Here is a 19,383-nt window from a genome sequence, read left to right as displayed (position 1 = left end):
CATACGGAAGCCGCCGCCCCGCACCCCGAAGGGCGCCGGGCGGCGGCCGAAACCGTACAACGAAAAGCTACGAGGCTCAGGCCTCGGCGCCCTCGGCGTCGGCGTCCGCAGCCGGCTCCTCTGCCTGCGCGGAGACGACCTGGATGACGACGGCGTCGGCGTCGGTCACCAGCGTGGTGCCCTCGGGCAGCGTGATGTCCTTGGCGTGGATCGCGTCACCGGCGTCCAGACCCTGCACCGAGACGGTGACCGACTCGGGGATGTGGGTGGCCTCGGTCTCGACGGAGAGGGTGTTGAGCACGTTCTCCAGGAGGTTGCCGCCCGGCGCCAGGTCACCCTCGGAGATGACCGCGACCTCGACCGTGACCTTCTCGCCGCGCTTGACCGCGAGCAGGTCGACGTGGGTCAGGGTGCGCTTGATGGCGTCACGCTGGACGGCCTTCGGGATGACGAGCTCGTTGCGGCCCTCGATGTCGAGGGAGATGAGCACGTTCTGGGTCTTGAGCGCCATCATCAGCTCGTGGCCCGGCAGGGAGACGTGGACCGGCTCGGCACCGTGACCGTAGATGACCGCGGGAACCTTGTTCTCACGACGGGTCTGGCGGGCAGCGCCCTTGCCGAACACGGTACGGACCTCAGCGGTGAGCTTGACCTCAGCCATGACTGCACTCCTCGTAATGGTGGAAACGGGGTTGGTCGTCACCCGGCCACACGAACGGCCCGCTGCGGAGCCTGCTACGAAGAGCGCGTCGATAACGGAGGTACGAGCCTCCCTCGCCGAGCAACTTCGCCACTGTACCCGGGGTGGTCCGCACTCGCCCAATCGATCTTCGGTGCGGGACACCGGGACACCGGGACACCGGGATACGCAGGAGGGGCCGCCCGGTGCACCACCGGGCGGCCCCTCCTCGTACAGCTAAGGCGTCGTACTAGGACTGCTCCTCGAAGAGGCTCGTCACCGAACCGTCCTCGAAGACCTCACGCACCGCGCGGGCGATCGACGGCGCGATCGACAGCACCGTGATCTTGTCCATCTCCAGGTCCGACGGGTCCGGCAGCGTGTTCGTGAAGACGAACTCGCTCACCTTGGAGTTCTTCAGACGGTCCGCGGCCGGGCCCGACAGGATGCCGTGCGTGGCCGTCACAATGACGTCCTCCGCGCCGTGCGCGAACAGGGCGTCGGCGGCGGCGCAGATCGTGCCACCCGTGTCGATCATGTCGTCGACCAGGACGCAGACACGGCCCTTCACCTCACCGACGACCTCGTGGACGGTCACCTGGTTGGCGACATCCTTGTCACGGCGCTTGTGCACGATCGCCAGCGGCGCGTCCAGACGGTCGCACCAGCGGTCGGCGACGCGCACGCGGCCGGCGTCCGGGGAGACGATCGTCAGCTTGGAGCGGTCGACCTTCGCACCCACGTAGTCCGCGAGGACGGGGAGCGCGGTGAGGTGGTCGACCGGGCCGTCGAAGAAGCCCTGGATCTGGTCCGTGTGCAGGTCGACCGTGAGGATGCGGTCCGCGCCCGCGGTCTTCAGCAGGTCCGCCACCAGACGGGCCGAGATCGGCTCGCGGCCCTTGTGCTTCTTGTCCTGACGGGCATAGCCGTACGACGGGACGATCACCGTGATCGAACGGGCCGAAGCACGCTTCAGGGCGTCGATCATGATGAGCTGTTCCATGATCCACTTGTTGATGGGAGCCGTGTGGCTCTGCATCAGGAAGCAGTCGGCGCCGCGCGCGGACTCCTGGAAGCGGACGTAGATCTCACCGTTGGCGAAGTCGAAGGCCTTCGTCGGCACGACGCCGATGCCCAGCTGATGTGCGACCTCCTCGGCCAGCTCGGGGTGTGCGCGGCCGGAGAAGAGCATCATCTTCTTCTCGCCGGTCGTCTTGATCCCGGTCACAGCACGGTCTCCTCAGAGTGTTTCTGGCCGCCAGCAGCCTGCGAGCCAGCCGAAATGGTGTGCATCTATCACGGTACGCGGTGCACGGAGCACCCGTTTCCGGTCAGCTTTCGCTGTTCGCCTCGGAAGAGGCCGCCTGAGCGGCCTGCGCGGCGGCGCTGCCGGGACGCTTGCGAGCGACCCAACCCTCGATATTCCGCTGCTGGCCCCGGGCCACGGCCAGCGAACCGGCCGGCACGTCCTTCGTGATCACGGACCCGGCAGCGGTGTAGGCACCGTCCCCGACAGTGACAGGCGCCACAAACATGTTGTCCGAACCCGTGCGGCAGTGCGAGCCGATGGTGGTGTGGTGCTTGGCTTCGCCGTCGTAGTTCACGAAGACGCTGGCGGCGCCGATGTTGGTGTAGTCGCCGATCGTCGCGTCGCCCACGTACGACAGGTGCGGGACCTTGGAGCCCTCGCCGATCGACGCGTTCTTCGCTTCGACGTACGCACCGATCTTCGACTTCACACCCAGCTTCGTGCCCGGACGCAGGTACGCGAACGGACCGACGCTGGCGGCCGCGCCGATCTCGGCCTGGACCGCCACGGTGTTGTCCACACGCGCGCCGATGCCGACCTTGGTGTCGGTCAGGCGGGTGTTCGGGCCGACCTCGGCGTCCGCGGCGATGTGCGTGGTGCCGAGGAGCTGGGTGCCCGGGTGGACGATCGCGTCCTGGCCGAAGGTCACCGTCACGTCGACGAACGTCGACTGCGGGTCGATGATGCTCACGCCCGAGAGCATGGCCTGCTCCAGCAGACGCGCGTTCAGCAGGCGACGCGCCTCCGCGAGCTGCACGCGGTTGTTGATGCCGAGGATCTCGCGGTGGTCGGCGGCCACGGACGCGCCGACACGGTGACCGGCCTCGCGCAGGATGCCGAGGACGTCGGTCAGGTACTCCTCGCCCTGGCTGTTGTCCGTACGGACCTTGCCCAGCGCGTCCGCGAGCAGCTCGCCGTCGAAGGCGAAGACGCCGGAGTTGATCTCACGGATGGCGCGCTGGGCCTCGGAGGCGTCCTTGTGCTCGACGATCGCCGTCACGGCCTGCGTCTGCGGGTCGCGCACGATACGGCCGTACCCGGTGGAGTCCGGAACCTCGGCGGTCAGCACCGTGCAGGCGTTGCCGTCGGCGGAGTGCGTGGCGGCGAGGGCGGTCAGCGTCGCGCCGGTGAGGAGGGGGGTGTCGCCGCAGACGACCACGACCGTGCCGGAGGGGCTGCCGCCGAGGGCTTCCAGGCCCATCCGCACCGCGTGACCCGTACCGAGCTGCTGCTCCTGCACGGCGGTGTGCGCGTCGGAGTCGATCTCGCCGAGGTGGGCGACGACCTTCTCGCGGGCGTGGCCGACGACGACGACCAGGTCGGCCGGGTCCAGCTCGCGCGCGGCGGCGACGACGTGACCGACGAGCGAGCGCCCGCTGATCTCGTGCAGGACCTTCGGGGTGGCCGACTTCATGCGGGTGCCCTCACCCGCTGCGAGGACGACGACGGCTGCCGGGCTATTGGCGCTCACGGTGGTGCCCTTCGGCTACTTCGGGGATCTTCCGGCGGACGCTCCGGGGAGTACGGGGACTCGCGGGGGTTCCGGGGTGGACCTTCGCAGGATACCGGGGGGTTACGAGGGGGAAACGAGGGCGGGTCCCGACCTGGTGAGGTCGGGACCCGACAAATGCGACAGCTCCCCCACCAGGACTTGAACCCGGACAGATGGCACCAAAAGCCACAGTGCTGCCAATTACACCATGGGGGACCATAGTGACCCAAACCGGACATTGCGTCAGGCTGTGGGCTGCGACCCCAACACTATGCCGCACCACCAGCCCTCAATGCGACGGTATAGCTCCGCACTTTTGGTCACGCGGATGACCAGGCGGCCTCGGTAGGCGGCTCCGGTGTTCTTGCGGACGGTCTTTGGGTTGTGCTTCTTGATCACGGGCTTGCCGAATGATGCGCGCGGAATGCCGACAAGCTCGGCCCAGAAGTCCTCGGCGGCCGATAGGTCGGCCGTCTCGTGGATGGAGACCCGACAGCGGAGGCGGTCGGGTTCAACACCCACCAGGGTCAGCCAACGCAGGAAGAGGCGGATGACGTCGGGGGCGCTGTTGATGAACTCGACGAGCTCCCGTCGTGCATGGGGTTTGTCCTTTGTTCCCTCGGCCCAGTAGAGGGCTACACCTGTGGCGAGTAGCGTCTGCTCGCTGAGCGGGTCGAACTCCTGCGCTGCATCCTGCTTGGTCCGCTGGCGTTCGGCCTCGCGGAGAGGGCGTTCGCGGTCCCAGCGTGTTCTGGCAGCACGCTTTGCCCGGTCGGTGGAAGTCTCTGTATCGGGTTGAGGGAGGTCCCGTACCCAGAGGGAGACCGAGCTTTTGGAGCACCCCAGTTCGGTCTGGATCTGGTTGTACGTCATCCCTCTGAGCCGCAGCTCGCGTGCCCTTTCGCGCAGCTCGTCCTTGGCCCTGGGACGCTTCGTCCACTCGGGGGCGGGTTCACCCTTGACGAGCTGGGTGAGCACGTCGTTGTTGTAGACCTCCAGGCGGTCACGAATCTGGCTGAGGCTGAGCCCCTCGCGGCGCAGCGCGACGGCCTGCTCGCGGAGGGCTTCGAAGTCCGCGTACTTCGAGTGCGGGGTGGTCGTCATGCGGGCAGCTTTGTTCGCCAAGCGGACGCGTGTGCCGAAAATGCGGGCGATTCAGGGATTCGGGTGGACTGTGGCCGAAACGGTGGCGGTGTGATCTCTTCCGTGCTGCGGCGGGGGCTGGGGAAGTCGCAGGAAATGGGGCGGGGGTCGCCCGTAGGCTGGTTCGTATGACCGTTACGGGGGAAATCCGGGGCGACGTGGGCCTGACCAGTCCGCGGTTCTGGTGGTGGGAGCGGCGGCGCAGTGTCGTGCTCGATGCGGGGCTGGCTGCGGTGTCGGCGGCGGAGTGCGCGGTCGAGGGGGTCTCGTTCGCGGGCGAGACCGGTGTGCCGATGGTGCTCGGGGTGCTGTTGGGGGTGGTGGTCGGGGCGTCGTTGCTGGTGCGGCGGCGGTGGCCGATCGCTGTGGTGCTGGTGTCGATTGCGGTGACGCCGGCCGAGATGGGTTTCCTGATGAGCATCATCGGGCTGTACACCCTGGCGGCGTCCGAGGTGCCGCGTCGGATCACTGCGTTGCTGGCGTCGATGTCGTTCGTGGGGACGCTGGTGGCGTCGTGGGTGCGGATGCGGACGCTGGCGGGGGATGACGCGGCGGAGTTCAACCCGGGGGCCGGGGCCACGGCGATCATGGCGTTCGTGCTGTCGCTCGGGATGGCCGCGCCGCCGGTGTTGCTCGGGCTGTACATAGGTGCCAGGCGGCGGCTCATGGAGAGCTTGCGGGAGCGGGCCGATTCGCTGGAGCGGGAGTTGTCCCTGCTCGCGGACCGGGCCGAGGAGCGGGCCGAGTGGGCGCGTACGGAGGAGCGGACCCGGATCGCGCGGGAGATGCATGACGTCGTGGCGCATCGGGTGAGCTTGATGGTGGTGCATGCGGCGGCGTTGCAGGCGGTGGCGTTGAAGGATCCGCAGAAGGCGGTGAAGAACGCCGCGTTGGTGGGGGACATGGGGCGGCAGGCGTTGACCGAGTTGCGGGAGATGCTCGGGGTGCTGCGGTCGGGGGAGGCCGTGGTGCGGGAGGCGGCGGCTGCCGGGCCGAAGCCGTTGGAGGCGGTCGGGGCGGCTGCTGCGGCTGCGGCTGCGGCGGCGGAGGGCGGGCCGTGTCTGGCCGATGTGGAGATGTTGGTGGAGCAGTCGCGGGCTGCGGGGATGGTCGTGGAGCTGTCCGTGGACGGTGAGCCGGTGGAGTGCGGGGCGCTGGTCGAGCAGACGGCGTACCGGGTGGTCCAGGAGGCCCTGACGAACGTGCACAAGCATGCGGCGGGGGCCAAGGCGTGGGTGCGGCTGGCCTATCGGGAGGGGGAGGTCGCGATGCAGGTGGAGAACGGGGTCTCGGATGCGGGGGCGGTGGAGGTCGGGCTGCCCAGCGGGGGGAATGGGTTGGTGGGGATGCGGGAGCGGGTGACTGCGCTTGGGGGTGTGTTTGTGGCGGGGGGTACGGAGGCGGGTGGGTTTCGGGTGTCGGCGGTGTTGCCGGTGTAGGGGGTTTTGGGGGCGGTACGGGGTGGGCTTGGCTCTTGCGGTGACGCGCGTCCGGTGCGGGGGTTGGGCGGGGGGTGCCCCGGTGGGCCGGTGGCGAGAGGGCCGGAACGGGGCTGGGCCCGTGTCGGGCGGGCCGCCCCCTTGCCCGCCCGTTCCGCCCCCGGGGGGCGGCCCCGCCGCCCAAGGGGGCTCGGCGGAAAGGCCCCGCCGCCCAGGGGGGCTCGGCGGAAAGGGAAGGCGTCCCCGTCGCCCGTGGCGGGTCAGCCCGTGGTCAGGCGGGGTGGCTGTGTGCCCGTGATCAGGGTGGCGAGGGCCGCGTCGACCGTGTGGCCCAGGAACCAGTCGCCCGTGTGGTCCAGGCTGTAGACCCGGCCCTCCGCGTCGATCGCCAGGGTGGCCTGCGGGTCGCCTGCCGGGGTGGATTCCTGGCCCAGCGGGCAGATCTGGGTGTCCAGGGCGCGGCCCAGGTCCGCGAGGGTGCGGGCCAGGTGGAGCCCGTGGAGCGGGTCCAGGTGGACGGCGGTGGGCGCGATCTGGCGGCCCGCCCCGGGGGGTGTGATGTGCAGGCCGCCGAATTCGGCCCAGGCCTCGACCGCCGCGGGGAAGACGCTGTGGTGGTGGCCTGCGGGGGACTCGTGGGCCCGCAGGGTGTCGGCCCAGTGTTCGGCCTGCTTTATGTCCCAGCGGCCCGGCTGCCAGCCCGCTTCGCGCAGTGCCGCGTCGACGGCGACCGGGAAGCGGGTCGTGCTGGTGTTGAGGTGGGCGGGCCCGTTGGGGGTGGTGGGGGGCATGGGGTGCGGGTCAGCCCTTCTCGGCCGTGGGGTCCACCGGACGTACGCCGAAGTGGGCGAGGAGCGGCGCGCAGGAGCGGCAGGGGGGTGCGTAACTGCCGTGCAGCGGGTCGCCGTCCTCGCGGATGCGGCGTGCGGTGAGCTTGGAGTGCTTGAGTGAGCGGCGCGCCTCGTTGGCCGTGAGCGGCTTGCGGGCGGCGCGTTTGGAGCGGCCCGATTCGGCGGCCGTGATGTGCCGGGAGAGCAGGATCGCTTCGGGGCAGCGGCCGGTGGAGCGGGTGCGCTGGTTGCTGGTGAGGGTGTCCAGGAAGTCCTGGACGAGGGGGTGCAGCGCGGGCGGTTGGTCGCCCTTGCCCGCGGTGCAGGTGAGTGTGTCCGCGCCGCGCACCGAGAGGGCGGCGGCGACGGTGGGCAGTATGCCGTCGCGGCGGTGGCGCAGGGTGGGCGGCGCGGCCTGGGTGGCGGTGCTGCTCCAGCTGAGTCGGGGGTCGCCGGTGGGGCGGTCCGCGGGGGAGGCAGCGGGTGCCTCGTCGCGGTCGCCCGAGAGGTGGAGCGTGGGGTGGGTGGTGTTCCCTGCGGAGCTTTCGGTGGTGGTGCTTCCGGTCCTGCTTGCTGGTGTGCCCGCGGCTCCTGTCGCCTCTGTTGTCCCCGTTGCCCGCATTGTGGGCGGTTTTCCTGTTTGTGCAGTGTGCATGGTGGTGCGTTCCCTCCCTGCAATCCCCCGAGTTGCGGGGACAGCCTGCCAAATGTGCCCTGTCGTGGGGAAGCTGGGGCACCGCTTCGGGCGAGTCCCCCCGATACGCCGCCCGCTTCCGGTGCGCGAGTGAGGGCCGGGACGCCTGCGAGTGACGGCCCGTGGAGGGGTGGTCGACCACCGGTCACGACCCCTTCGTACGTGCGTCGTGGCAGCCCGGCAGGGGCAGGACCCCCTGTTGCACCACCGCATAGGCTGTGGTGAATCCGCCGGACGCAGCAGGGGGCAACAGCCATGACGACAGGTCGGCTCGGGCACGAGGCCGCGCCACCGAACGCGGCCTACGCCGGGCAGCTCGTGAACTTCCCGGACCCGGTCCGGGCCGCCCGCCACCCCCAGGGTGTGCGGGTGGACGGGGACGGCTATCCGGACTTCGCGCCCTACGCGCGCGCCGCCGCCGAGATCGCCGAGCCCCCCGAGGGCTTCGGCGTGGACGAGCTGCGGCTGACCGACTACGTGTCGGCCAACGCCGCGCTGCACGCCGAGGGCCACGAGCTGTGGGAGACGCTCGACCCGGTCGCCACCCCGCACGGCTGGACCTGGCACCACGTACCGCACACCCGTCGTATGCATCTGATCCCGGTCGAGGTGAAGGCGCTGCTGCGCCACCACGGCGGGCTCGCGACGACGGAGGTCGACCAGGACAAGCGCGGCACCCGCCCACTCCAGGAGACCCGGCCCGTGCACTTCGGCCTGCCGAAGGGGACGGTCGCGGTGTCGGAGTCGCAGGTGCTGGGCGTGGAGGAGGACCTGGGCTACCGGCTGCCCGGTGCGTACCGCTCGTTCCTGAAGGCGGCGGGCGGCTGCGCGCCCGTCGGGGCGGCGCTGGACGCGGAGTTGGGGCTGCTGGTCGACCAGCCGTTCTTCACCGTCCGCGACGAGGCGGGCGTCAACGATCTGGTGTACGTCAACAAGTGTCTGCGCGATCACCTGACCAAGGACTACCTCGGCGTCACCTTCGTGCAGGGCGGGATCCTCGCCGTGAAGGTGCGCGGGGAGAGTGCCGGTTCGGTGTGGTTCTGCGCGTACGACGACGCGCGCGACCAGGACGGCTGGTCGGTGCAGGAGCGGGTGGAGCGGCTGCTGCTGCCCTGCGGCGAGGACTTCGACGAATTCCTGCAGCGGCTGGCGGGCAGCCCGCCGGAGTTGCAGACGGTGGCGGACCTGATGGTGGACGGCGGCTTCGCCCGCGCGGTCCCCGTCTCCGACGAGGTGTGACGTGACGGGTATGTGTACGAGTACGACGGGGGTGACGGTCCGATGGTGACTTTCGCGCAGGCGCAGGAACGCGCAGACGAGTGGGTCAACGGGGACGTGCCCGCGTACCAGCACCGTGAGGTGCGGGTGCGGGAGTTCGACCTCGGCTTCGTGGTGTGGGCGGAGGACCGGGAGAACGGTCCGGTCTCCGACGGAGGGCGTCAGCGCCTGGTCATCGCCCGCGACAGCGGCGAGGCCACGCTGTGGCCGGAGATGCCGGTGGGCGAGGTGATCAGGCGGTACGAGGAGGCCTACGGAAGCCCGGCGGGCGAACCGGAGGAACCTGCTCAGGCTCCGCCGCAACGCGTCGACCTGCAACAGACCTCCTTCCTGCTGACGCCCCCCGAGTGGTTGCAGGAGGCGGCGGACAAGGTCGGCCTCGCGGGGCGCAGGACGTCGGGGGGCGGCTCGGAGGGTTCTTCGGGTGCGTCCGGTTCCTCGGCTGCGTCTGGTTCCGGTACGGGGTCGGGGTCGGCTTCCGGTACGGGGTCGGGCCCGGCCCCCGGGGCCGGTGCCGCCGGTGTTCCCGGGCCCGGTGCCGCTCCCGCCCCCACCCCGCCGCCCGCCGGGGCCACCCCGTGGGCCGGGACGGACACCAACTCCTCGGACGCGGGCGGTGTTCCGCTGCCGGCCACCGTGTTCGCGCCCCCGCTCGTCGGGGCGGACGACGACGACACCCCGCCGCCCGGCGTGGGACCCGAGGCCAAGACCTCGCTGATCCAGGGCGGCAGTCAGCTTCCCCGCACCGCCGTCGCGCCCGCGCTGCCCGACCCGTCGGCGCCGCAGCCGCTTCCGGGGGCGGATTCCGCTTCGGGGCCGGGAGCGGGTTCCGGTTCTGGAGCTCCGGGGGCTCCCGGGGGGCCTGGTGCCGCCAGCGCTCCCGGTGCTCCCAGCGCTCCCAGTGCCCCTGGTGCTTCCGGTGCGCAGCCGCCCGCGGCCCCCGGTGTCCCGGGTTCTCCCGGCCGCCCCGGGCTCTCCGCCGGGGCCGAGGACATCGCCGACGCGGCGACCAGCAAGGCCACCCTGCCGCCCGGTGCCCGGCGCGGCAGCGCTTCGACGACCCCTCCGCCGCCCGGCGCCCCCGGCACCCCGGGCGCGCGTCCCGGCGCGGTGCCCCCACCCTCGGGGCCGGGCGCGCCCGGTGCTCCGGCAGGCGGTTACGTACCGACTGCGATGGTTCCGCACCTGGGCTCCGGCGACGGTCCCGGCGCCCCGCAGCAGCCCGGTCCGCCGGCGCCTCCCGGTTCGACCCCGCCGCCCCCCGGCGGTGGTGTCCACCATGCGGCGACCATGCTGGCCGGCCCGGGGCAGGGCGGTCCCGGTGCCCCGCAGCCGCCGGGTCCGCCCGGGCCCCCCGGCTCGACCCCGCCGCCGCCCGGCGGCGGGGTGCACCACGCGGCGACGATGCTCTCGGGTCCGCCGTCCAGCGGTGGGAACGTGCAGCCCCCGGGCCCGCCCGGGGCCCCGGGTGCGCCCCAGCCGCCCGGTCCGCCCGGTGCGACCCCGCCGCCCGGCGGTGGTGTGCACCACGCCGCCACCATGCTCGCCGGTCCGCCGCCCGGCGGTCCCGGGGCTCCGCAGCCGCCCGGTCCGCCCGGTGCGATGCCGCCCCCGCACGGGCAGATGTCGCCGCCGCCCGCGAACATGCCGCCGCCGAACATGCCGCCCCCGCACGCCGGGCAGCAGCCGCAGCCCGCCTACGGCTACCCGCAGCAGCCCCCGCCCGGGCTGCCCACGGTCGGCCCCGGCTACCAGGCGGTGCTGCGCTACCGCGCCCAGGACGGCTCCGAGCAGCAGCTCATCCGCCGCAGCGCGCCCGGCACGCCGCACCCGGAGTGGCAGATGCTGCACGAGCTGCGCGCGATGCAGGTCCCGCCGCAGCAAGTCCTCGAACTGCACACCGAGTTGGCGTCCTGCGAGCTGCCCGGCGGCTACTGCGCCCGGATGATCCGCGAGACCTGGCCGCAGGTGCGGATCACGAGCGTGGCTCCGTACGGCACCGACCACACCTCGCGCCAGCAGGGCATGCGGCACCTGCTCACCCACCAGGGCGAGCTGCACCAGGTCGCCGACGGTCCGGCGCGGCCCGCTCCCGTGCGGGCGCCGCTGCCGCACCCGAGCCAGCTGCCGCAGATCCCCCCTGCCATGCCGGAGGGTGTGGCGCACGAGCTGGTCTCGGCGTTCGGTCCGCAGGCGATCTTCCGGTACGACCAGAACGCGGTCTCGCGCCAGGGCGTGCCGGAGGCCGTGGCGGTGACGCTGATGTGGGCCGGTCTGCCGGTCGACTTCGGGCCGTTCTTCTGGGCGCAGGCGGTGCCGGGCCAGCCGGTGCCGACGCTGGCCGAGCTGGCGCAGCAGCGCGGGGTGCAGCCCGCGTCGGACGCGGGTTCGTACCTGGTCATGGGCTCGGACTTCGGGCGTGCGATCTGTGTGCAGTACGGCACGGCGAACATCGTGGCGGTACCGGTCGAGGCGGGTCCGGGCGGGGCGCCGGTGCCGCCGCAGTTCGTGAACACCGGTCTGCCCGAGTTCGTACGGTCGCTGGCTCTGCTGGGACGGATGTGGCGGCTGCGGTTCGGGCTCAACCCCGAGCAGGCGGGCCGCTGGACCGTCGACTTCCAGGCGCAGCTCGCGGCGCTGGACCCGGCGGCGCTGGCGTCGCCGGAGAGCTGGTGGTCGGTGCTGCTGGAGCAGATGTGGGACGGGCTGCTGTAGCGGCGGATCCGTTGGTTGGACCGGGGCGCACGACCTGTTGATTCAGGTCGTGCGCCCCGGCCGTTTTCCTGCCCCGAACGGGGGCGGCCATCAGGCAGAGTGTTCGGTTATGGACACTTGAGTCCGATACATCAGGATCCGCCGGAATCTCCGGCCCGTTTCCTGGTCGCCGCGGAGAACCGCAGAGAACCGCAGAGAAGGGGAAAACAGGATGAACGCATCGACGTCACCCCACGGCTTCACCACGGTGCGGGGCCGCGGCTACCGCCCGGAGCAGGTGGACCGCCGTATCGACGCTCTGTTCAGGGACCGCGACGACGCGTGGGAGCGGGCGGCGCGGCTGACCGTGCTGGCCAAGCAGATGGAGGCCGAGGCGGGCGCCCTGCGGGAGCGGGTCGCGCAGTTGCCGCCGCAGACGTACGAGGCGCTGGGCGAGCGCGCGCAGACGATCCTGGCCCTGTCCCGGGAGGCGGCCGACGAGCTGCGGGCCGGGGCGGAGGACGAGGCGTCCGAGGTGATGTCGGCGGCGGAGGCCGAGGGGCTTTCGGTACGGGACGCGGCTCGTGCGGCGTCCGAGCGGGTCCGGGCGGAGGCCGAGGAGAGCGCGTCCCGGCTGCTCGCGGAGGCGGCCGCGCATGCGGACGGGGTACGGACGGCCGCCCGCCGGGACGCCAAGGAGTGGCGGACCAGGGCGCAGGCCGCCCTCAAGGAGACCCGCAAGCGGAGCGAGGGCATCCGTACCGACCAGGAGAAGGAGCACGCCGAACGCTGGGAGGCGGGCGAGCGGGCCCTCGCCGAGCGCGAGGCCGAGGCCGACGAGCACTTCGCGGCGCTGACCTCGCGGGCGGAGGCGGTGCTGGCCGCGGCCCGCAGGGGTCTGGCCGAGGCCGAGGAGGAGGCCCGGCACGGGCAGGAGGACGCGGAGGCGCGGGGCGCGGAGCTGGTGGCGCAGGCGCGGGGTGTCGAGGCGGGGGTCGAGCGGGAGACGGAGCGGGTGCTGAGGGAGCACGAGGAGGCGCGGGAGGAAGTGCAGGCGCACATGGCGCATGTACGGAACAGCCTGGCGGCGCTGACGGGGCGGGCGGTGGCGGAGGGGTAGCCCCCCTCCGGGGCGGGGGTGCGGGTACGTGCCGTTGCCCGGTGTCTCGGTCTGGCGGGGAGGGTCTTCCGTGCGGGCCGGTGGTGGGGTGCGGTTCATGCCGGGGGCTCTGCCCCCGGGCCCCCGTTTTCGCCCCGGTCCCGCCCCTTCACCTAAAGCGCTCGCCGCGCGGCTTGTTCTCTGGTTGCTCGCGCAGTTCCCCGCGCTCCTGAAGGGGCGCGTCCACCGCCGGATCGGTCAGGACCGGGAAGCGTCTCGGTGCCAGCAGCACCAGGGCCAGCAGGGCCAGGAAGCCCGCGGCCGCAGCGCCCACGTAGACGTGGTCCACCGCCGCGTCCACGGCCCTGCGCAGGTACTCCGCCGCCCCGGCCCCCAGCGTCGAGTCCGGGTCGGTGAGTGCGTGGGAGACCGCGTCGAGGTCGCCCGGGAGGCCCTCCCGGAGCCCGGGCGGGGCCGAGGACAGCCGGTCCGTGAGCGTCGCGTTGGCCACCGCCCCGAACACCGCCGCCCCCACGCTCTGCCCCAACTGCCGGTAGAAGAGGATCGACGCCGTTGCCGTCCCCCGCTCCGACCAGCCCACCGTCGACTGCACCCCCACGATCAGCGGGAGTTGGAACAGGCCGAGCGCCCCGCCCAGCAGCAGCATGATCAGGGCGGGCATCCACGCCGAGCCGGGGAAGGGCAACAACGGAAACGCCAGCAGGATGAGCGTGGCCAGGGAGATGCCGATGATCGCCGTCTGGCGGAAGCCGATCCTCCCGTACACGTGCTGACTGAGCGCCGCCGACACCGGCCAGCTCAGCGTCATGATGGACAGCACGAAGCCCGCGGCGGTCGGGCCGAGCCCCAGGACCGACTGGGCGTACGTGGGCAGGAAGACCATCGGGGCGACCATGAGCAGCCCGAGCATCCCCAGCGCCACGTTCACCGCCGCGATCGTGCGCCGGCGCCACACCCAGCCGGGGAGGATCGGCTCGGCGGCGCGCCGCTCGACCAGGACGACGACCACGACCAGCACGGCGCTCGCCGCCAGCAGCGTCAGGGACGGGGCGGAGAGCCACGGCCAGACGACCCCGCCCTGCACCAGCGCCGTCAACAGCAGCCCGCCGCAGGCGAACACGGCAAGTGCTCCGGGCCAGTCGATACGAGAACGTACGGGAGACGACCCGGGTTCCCGGACGCGTCCCGGCTCGCGTAGGAATTTCGCGATCAGCCACATCGCGACCGCCCCGACGGGGATGTTGATCAGGAAGATCCAGCGCCAGTCGGCGTATGTGGCGAGGACACCGCCCACAGCCGGGCCGGCCACCGCCGACACCGCCCACACGGTCGACAGCTTGGCCTGGATCTTGGGGCGTTCCTTCAGGGGGTAGAGGTCGGCGGCGATGGTCTGGACGGTTCCCTGTATCGCACCGCCGCCCAGGCCCTGCACGATGCGGAACGCGATCAGCGCCGGCATGTTCCAGGCCAGCGCGCAGAGTATGGAGCCGAGGAGGAAGAGGGCGATGCCGGTGATCAGGACCGGCTTGCGGCCGAAGGTGTCGGAGAGCTTGCCGTAGACGGGGAGGGTGACCGTCACCGCGAGCAGGTAGCCCGAGAAGAGCCAGGAGAAGACGGTGAACCCGCCCAGGTCGGCGACGATCTGGGGGACGGCCGTCGAGACGATCGTGCCGTCGAGGGCGGCGAGGGCCATGCCCAGCATGAGTGCGGCGACGACGGGTCCGCGACGGGCCGCGGCGCGCGCGACGGTCGCGGGGGCGGCCTGCCCACTCGTACCGGACGTATTGGAGCCCGCGCCGGTGCCGGAGCCCGCGCCCGAGTTCCCGGAGCCCGCGCCCGAAGCGCCCTCCTCGCCCGTGCCACTTACATCTTTGTCGGCCACCGAAATCCCTTCCCCCTGCACGTATTTTCTCGGCACAGCGTCTCACCCGCAGGTCGGGCCGGGGAGGGCGCGCAGCGGGTGGAGAGCCCTCCGCCCGCGCTCCACCCCAGGGTTGAGAACCGCGGGTGGAATTCCCCTACTTCGGTGCCGTGCCCGCTTGGTACCCAGGGGCGACGTGCCCGGACGGTCCCGTCCTTAGCTTGGTTTTAGGTGAAGCACGGGGAAGTACGGGACCGAATAAGGGGACTTGGCATGACAACGGCGGTAGGCATTCCCCAGCACGGGGGCGCACACGGGAACGCGGCCGTCGCGGCGCGCGCACGGCAGGTCGTCAAGGCGTACGGGATGGGGGAGACCCGTGTCGTCGCGCTCGACCACGTCGACGTGGACATCGCCCGCGGGGAGTTCACGGCGATCATGGGCCCTTCGGGTTCCGGGAAGTCCACGCTGATGCACTGCCTCGCGGGACTCGACACGGTGACCTCCGGCGAGATCCACCTCGCCGACACCGAGATCACGGGGCTGGGGGACAAGCGGCTCACTCAACTGCGGCGGGACCGGGTGGGGTTCATCTTCCAGTCGTTCAACCTGCTGCCCACGCTCAACGCCCTGGAGAACATCACGCTGCCCATGGACATCGCCGGCCGCAAGCCGGACGCCGAGTGGCTGCGGCGGGTGGTGGAGACGGTGGGGCTCGGGGACCGGCTGAAGCACCGGCCGACCGAGCTGTCCGGCGGTCAGCAGCAGCGGGTGGCGGTGGCGCGGGCGCTGGCGGCCCGGCCCGAGATCATCTTCGGTGACGAGCCGACCGGGAACCTGGACTCCCGTTCCGGCGCCGAGGTGCTGGACTTCCTGCGGCTGTCCGTGGACGAGCTGGGCCAGACCATCGTGATGGTCACCCACGACCCGGTGGCCGCCTCGTACGCGGACCGTGTGCTGTATCTCGCCGACGGCCGGATCGTCGACGAGATGCGCCGGCCGACCGCCGAACTCGTACTCGACCGCATGCTGCGTCTTTCTGGGGGACACCCCCAGACCCCCGCCTTCGACGGCCGGGGGCGGACGTCATGACCGTCTGGAAGTCGTCGCTGCGCAACTTCTTCGCGCACAAGGGACGCATGGTGCTCTCCGCCGTCGCCGTCCTGCTGTCGGTGGGCTTCGTCTGCGGGACCCTCGTCTTCACCGACACCATGAACACCACCTTCGACAAGCTCTTCGCGACCACCTCCGCCGACGTCACCGTGACGCCGAAGAAGGAGAAGGACGACCAGTCGGCGCGCAACTCCGGCCGCCCGCTGACCATTCCGGCCGCCGCCGTCGGCACGCTGAAGCAGGCGGACGGCGTCAAGGACGCCGAGGGTACCGTCAGCAGCGAGTCGGTCACCGTCGTCAACGCCGACAACAAGAACATGGGCACCGAGAACGGCGCCCCCACCTTCGCCGGCAACTGGTCCTCCAGTAGCGCCCGTTCCCTCGACATCACATCCGGGCACGCCCCGCGCGGGCCCACCGAGGTCATGGTCGACGCCGACACCGCCGACAAGCACGGGCTGAAGCTCGGCGACGAACTGCGCACGATCGCCGTCACCGGCGACCACAGCGCACGCATCAGCGGGATCGCCACCTTCCGTACGACCAACCCCGGTGCGACCCTCGTCTTCCTGGACACCGCGACCGCCCAGCGTCAACTGCTCGGTGGCATCGGGCTGTTCACCGGGATCAATGTCACCGCTGGTGAGGGGATCAGCGAGACACAGCTCAAGGACCGGGTGAGTGCCGCGCTCGGGGCGGGCACGTACACGTACCAGACCAAGACGGAGGAAGCGGCGGCGAACAAGAGCGACCTCGCCTCGTTCCTCGACGTCATGAAGTACGCGATGCTCGGCTTCGCCGGGATCGCCCTCCTCGTCGGCATCTTCCTGATCATCAACACCTTCTCCATGCTGGTCGCCCAGCGCACCCGCGAGATCGGGCTGATGCGGGCGCTCGGCTCCAGCCGCAAGCAGGTCAACCGGTCGGTGCTGCTCGAAGCGCTGCTGCTGGGTGTGGTGGGGTCGGTGCTCGGGGTGGCCGCGGGGGTGGGGCTGGCCGTCGGGCTGATGAAGTTCATGGGCGCGATCGGCATGAACCTGGCCACTGCGGATCTCACGTTCCGGTGGCCGACCCCGGTGATCGGTGTGGTGCTGGGGGTTGTGGTGACCGTGGTGGCGGCCTATCTGCCCGCGCGGCGGGCGGGGAAGGTGTCGCCGATGGCCGCGCTGCGGGACGTCGGAGTCCCGGCGGACGGGAAGTCAGGGCGGGTACGGGCCGTGCTCGGCGCGGTGCTGACGCTCGCCGGTGCGGCCGGTCTGTACGCGGCGGCGCAGGCGACCCAGGCGGGGCAGGGTGCGCTGCTGCTCGGTGTGGGTGTGGTGTGCAGCCTGGTCGGGTTCGTGGTGTTCGGGCCGCTGCTGGTGGCGTTCGTGGTCAAGGGGCTGTCCGCCGTGGTGCTGCGGGTGTTCGGGCCCGTGGGGCGGATGGCCGAGCGCAACGCGCTGCGCAATCCGCGGCGCACCGGGGCCACCGGTTCCGCGCTGATGATCGGGCTCGCGCTGGTGGCCTGCCTGTCGGTGGGGGCGTCCTCGATGGTCGCCTCGGCGACGGACGAGCTGGACCGTTCGGTGGGGGCGGACTTCACCGTACGGGCGAACAACGGGCAGCCGGTGCTTCCGCAGGCGCGGGCGGCCGTGGAGAAGGTGGACGGGCTGGCCCACGTGACCCACTACAAGGGGGTGGATGCGAAGGTCACCGCACCGGACGGGACCTCGGGGCGGCGCATGCTGTCGGCCACCGACCCCTCGTACATGCAGGACCTGAAGCGCGAGACGGTCAGCGGAAAGCTGGCGGATGCGTACGAACCCGGGGCGATGTCCGTGGGTGAGGAGTACGCCAAGCAGCACCGGGTGAAGGTCGGCGACACGGTCGGGGTCGTCTTCCCCGGCGGGAAGAGCGCGAAGCTGCGGGTGGCGGCGGTGACGTCCGACGACGTCAATGTCGACAAGGGGGCGATGTATCTGAGCATCGCGACCGCTGTGCAGCACATTCCGGCGGCGAGCATGCCGCAGGACGTGATGCTCTTCGCGAAGGCGGCCGACGGGCAGGCGGACACGGCCTACGCGGCGATGAAGAAGGCCGTGGAGCCGTACCCGCAGTACAAGGTGCTCAACTCGACGGACTACAAGAAGGACCTGAAGGCGCAGATCGATCAGCTGCTGAACATCGTGTACGGGCTGCTGGGGCTGGCGATCGTGGTCGCCGTGCTGGGCGTCGTCAACACGCTGGCCCTGTCGGTGGTCGAGCGGACCCGGGAGATCGGGCTGATGCGGGCGATCGGGCTGTCGCGGCGGCAGATGCGGCGGATGATCCGGCTGGAGTCCGTGGTGATCGCCCTGTTCGGGGCAGTGCTGGGGCTGGGGCTCGGGCTGGCGTGGGGGACGGCGGCGCAGAAGCTGATGGCGTTGGACGGGATCACGATTCTGGAGATTCCGTGGGGCACGATCGGGGTGGTGTTCGTGGCGTCGGCGGTGGTGGGGTTGCTGGCGGCGCTGGTGCCGGCGTTCCGGGCGGGGCGGCTCAACATCCTGAACGCGATCGCGACGGACTGAGGGGCTGTACGGGGCGGCCCCCCCCGTCCCCTTGGGCGGCGGGGCCGCCCCCCCCGGGGGGGCGGAACGGGCGGGCAAGGGGGCGGCCCGCCCGATACCGGGCCACCCCGGTTCCGGCCCTTGCCCGCACGTCCGGTGCCGGGTTGCGGTTCAGGCCGGGGGCTCTGCCCCCGGACCCCCGGTTGGGGCCCCGGTCCCGCCCCATTCCCTAAAGCGCTCGCCGCGCGGCTTGTTGTTTGGTTGCTCGCGCAGTTCCCCGCGCCCCTGGAAGGGGCTGCTTCGCAGCACCCTTCCAGCCAGCGGCCCCGCTGCGCGCGTCGTAGGCTGGGAGCCCCCGGCCCGTGCGACGTGTCGGGCGGCTCGCGTTGCCCGCTCGGCCCCCGGCCACGGGCCCGCGCGACCACCTCAGTGATCCAAGCGTTCGGATGGATGCCCTTCATGAGCTTGCACGGCCTGCTGGATGCAGTGGTACGAGACTCGGCGCTCGCCGAAGCGGTCAAGGCCGCCGTCGACGGCAACCGCATGCACGTCGACCTCGTCGGACCCTCCGCCGCCCGCCCCTTCGCCCTCGCCGCCCTCGCCCGTGACGCCGGCCGGCCCGTGCTGGCGGTCACCGCCACCGGCCGGGAGGCCGAGGAGCTGGCCGCCACCCTGCGGACCCTGCTGCCGGAGGACTCCGTGGCGGAGTTCCCGGCCTGGGAGACGCTGCCGCACGAGCGGCTCTCGCCCCGGTCGGACACGGTCGGGCGGCGGCTCGCGGTGCTGCGCCGGCTCGCGCATCCGAGCACGGACGACCCGGCCGCAGGTCCCGTCAGCGTGGTCGTCGCCCCCGTACGGTCCGTGCTCCAGCCGCAGGTGAAGGGGCTCGGGGACCTGGTCCCGGTGTCCATCAGGTCGGGGCAGACGGCCGACCTCGCGGACGTGACCGACGCGCTCGCGGCGGCCGCGTACCAGAGGGTGGAACTGGTCGAGAAGCGTGGCGAGTTCGCCGTACGCGGTGGAATTCTGGACGTTTTCCCGCCGACCGAGGAGCACCCCCTCCGGGTGGAGTTCTGGGGCGACGACGTCGAGGAGATCCGGTACTTCAAGGTCGCCGACCGCCAATCCCCTCTATGCAGAGTCTAGCTAACAAGACCCCAGGAACACAGAAGCCCCGCACGGCAGTTGAGCCGCGCGGGG

General features: G+C 71.7%; 13 protein-coding genes, 1 tRNA gene and 1 pseudogene. 7 read left to right on the top strand and 8 right to left on the bottom strand.

All coding sequences use genetic code 11. From position 1 onward, the window contains the following. Window positions 1-76: 76 nt before the first annotated feature. The 5 genes from IE269_RS23510 to IE269_RS23490 form a co-directional block, all read right to left on the bottom strand. A complete protein-coding gene (locus IE269_RS23510) occupies window positions 77-661 on the bottom strand; it encodes a 50S ribosomal protein L25/general stress protein Ctc (RefSeq protein WP_189825101.1) in 585 nt (194 codons plus the stop codon). Window positions 662-929: 268 nt separating this feature from the next. Then, window positions 930-1,907 carry a ribose-phosphate diphosphokinase gene (locus tag IE269_RS23505; RefSeq protein WP_189825100.1) on the bottom strand — a complete coding sequence of 326 codons (978 nt, stop codon included), beginning with the start codon at window positions 1,905-1,907 and terminating at the stop codon, window positions 930-932. 103 nt (window positions 1,908-2,010) lie between these two features. Beyond that, window positions 2,011-3,459, bottom strand: a complete 1,449-nt coding sequence (glmU, locus tag IE269_RS23500; protein WP_189825099.1) for a bifunctional UDP-N-acetylglucosamine diphosphorylase/glucosamine-1-phosphate N-acetyltransferase GlmU — start codon at window positions 3,457-3,459, stop codon at window positions 2,011-2,013. A gap of 165 nt (window positions 3,460-3,624) precedes the next feature. Then, window positions 3,625-3,696, bottom strand: a tRNA-Gln gene (locus IE269_RS23495). Between the two features lie 27 nt (window positions 3,697-3,723). Beyond that, window positions 3,724-4,584, bottom strand: a complete 861-nt coding sequence (locus IE269_RS23490) for a hypothetical protein (protein WP_189825098.1) — start codon at window positions 4,582-4,584, stop codon at window positions 3,724-3,726. A 167-nt stretch (window positions 4,585-4,751) separates the two neighbouring features. On the opposite strand from IE269_RS23490, the gene IE269_RS23485 reads away from it, so the two are divergent. Then, window positions 4,752-6,062 carry a sensor histidine kinase gene (locus IE269_RS23485; RefSeq protein WP_189825097.1) on the top strand — a complete coding sequence of 437 codons (1,311 nt, stop codon included), beginning with the start codon at window positions 4,752-4,754 and terminating at the stop codon, window positions 6,060-6,062. A 260-nt stretch (window positions 6,063-6,322) separates the two neighbouring features. Here the strand turns inward: IE269_RS23485 and IE269_RS23480 are convergent, their stop codons facing one another. Both IE269_RS23480 and IE269_RS23475 read right to left on the bottom strand, forming a co-directional pair. Then, window positions 6,323-6,853 carry an SUKH-3 domain-containing protein gene (locus IE269_RS23480; protein ID WP_189825096.1) on the bottom strand — a complete coding sequence of 177 codons (531 nt, stop codon included), beginning with the start codon at window positions 6,851-6,853 and terminating at the stop codon, window positions 6,323-6,325. A gap of 10 nt (window positions 6,854-6,863) precedes the next feature. Further along, entirely contained in the window at window positions 6,864-7,514 is a 651-nt protein-coding gene (locus IE269_RS23475; RefSeq protein ID WP_189825095.1) for a YwqJ-related putative deaminase, read from the bottom strand. A gap of 327 nt (window positions 7,515-7,841) precedes the next feature. Here IE269_RS23475 and IE269_RS23470 point away from each other — a divergent pair, with 327 nt between their 5' ends. From IE269_RS23470 to IE269_RS23460, 3 genes are all read left to right on the top strand, one after another. Further along, entirely contained in the window at window positions 7,842-8,825 is a 984-nt protein-coding gene (locus IE269_RS23470; RefSeq protein WP_189825094.1) for an HNH endonuclease, read from the top strand. 42 nt (window positions 8,826-8,867) lie between these two features. Further along, window positions 8,868-11,579: an SUKH-4 family immunity protein gene (locus IE269_RS23465; RefSeq protein WP_189825093.1), complete on the top strand. Its 2,712-nt coding sequence runs from the start codon at window positions 8,868-8,870 to the stop codon at window positions 11,577-11,579. A gap of 211 nt (window positions 11,580-11,790) precedes the next feature. Beyond that, entirely contained in the window at window positions 11,791-12,678 is an 888-nt protein-coding gene (locus IE269_RS23460; RefSeq protein WP_189825092.1) for a coiled-coil domain-containing protein, read from the top strand. Between the two features lie 148 nt (window positions 12,679-12,826). Here IE269_RS23460 and IE269_RS23455 read toward each other — a convergent pair whose 3' ends face one another. Next, window positions 12,827-14,560, bottom strand: coding sequence for an MDR family MFS transporter (locus tag IE269_RS23455; RefSeq protein WP_472941436.1), 1,734 nt, complete (start codon window positions 14,558-14,560; stop codon window positions 12,827-12,829). 252 nt (window positions 14,561-14,812) lie between these two features. Between IE269_RS23455 and IE269_RS23450 the strand changes: the two genes are divergently transcribed. The 3 genes and pseudogenes from IE269_RS23450 to IE269_RS23440 all read left to right on the top strand — a co-directional run. Further along, on the top strand, window positions 14,813-15,631 hold the full coding sequence (locus tag IE269_RS23450) for an ABC transporter ATP-binding protein (RefSeq protein ID WP_189825091.1): 819 nt from the start codon (window positions 14,813-14,815) through the stop codon (window positions 15,629-15,631). After that, window positions 15,628-18,204 (top strand): ABC transporter permease, encoded by a 2,577-nt coding sequence (locus IE269_RS23445; RefSeq protein WP_189825090.1) that lies wholly within the window; start codon window positions 15,628-15,630, stop codon window positions 18,202-18,204. Before IE269_RS23450 ends, IE269_RS23445 begins: the two co-directional genes overlap by 4 nt. Before the next feature lie 438 nt (window positions 18,205-18,642). Further along, window positions 18,643-19,311 (top strand): annotated as a pseudogene (locus tag IE269_RS23440) (transcription-repair coupling factor); the annotation flags it as partial. Between the last annotated feature and the right edge of the window lie 72 nt (window positions 19,312-19,383).

Source organism: Streptomyces spiroverticillatus, from assembly GCA_014650415.1.
GTDB lineage: Bacteria > Actinomycetota > Actinomycetes > Streptomycetales > Streptomycetaceae > Streptomyces > Streptomyces spiroverticillatus.
The sequence above is the reverse complement of the archived record's forward strand: the minus strand, read 5'-3'. Positions and strand labels throughout refer to the sequence as shown.

What these genes read in the sequence shown, in the direction of transcription:
- IE269_RS23510 (WP_189825101.1), bottom strand. Translation starts at nt 661, where the DNA reads ATGGCTGAGGTCAAGCTCACCGCTGAGGTCCGTACCGTGTTCGGCAAG.
- IE269_RS23490 (WP_189825098.1), bottom strand. Translation starts at nt 4,584, where the DNA reads ATGACGACCACCCCGCACTCGAAGTACGCGGACTTCGAAGCCCTCCGC.
- IE269_RS23485 (WP_189825097.1), top strand. Translation starts at nt 4,752, where the DNA reads ATGACCGTTACGGGGGAAATCCGGGGCGACGTGGGCCTGACCAGTCCG.
- IE269_RS23480 (WP_189825096.1), bottom strand. Translation starts at nt 6,853, where the DNA reads ATGCCCCCCACCACCCCCAACGGGCCCGCCCACCTCAACACCAGCACG.
- IE269_RS23475 (WP_189825095.1), bottom strand. Translation starts at nt 7,514, where the DNA reads ATGCGGGCAACGGGGACAACAGAGGCGACAGGAGCCGCGGGCACACCA.
- IE269_RS23470 (WP_189825094.1), top strand. Translation starts at nt 7,842, where the DNA reads ATGACGACAGGTCGGCTCGGGCACGAGGCCGCGCCACCGAACGCGGCC.
- IE269_RS23465 (WP_189825093.1), top strand. Translation starts at nt 8,868, where the DNA reads ATGGTGACTTTCGCGCAGGCGCAGGAACGCGCAGACGAGTGGGTCAAC.
- IE269_RS23460 (WP_189825092.1), top strand. Translation starts at nt 11,791, where the DNA reads ATGAACGCATCGACGTCACCCCACGGCTTCACCACGGTGCGGGGCCGC.
- IE269_RS23450 (WP_189825091.1), top strand. Translation starts at nt 14,813, where the DNA reads ATGACAACGGCGGTAGGCATTCCCCAGCACGGGGGCGCACACGGGAAC.
- IE269_RS23445 (WP_189825090.1), top strand. Translation starts at nt 15,628, where the DNA reads ATGACCGTCTGGAAGTCGTCGCTGCGCAACTTCTTCGCGCACAAGGGA.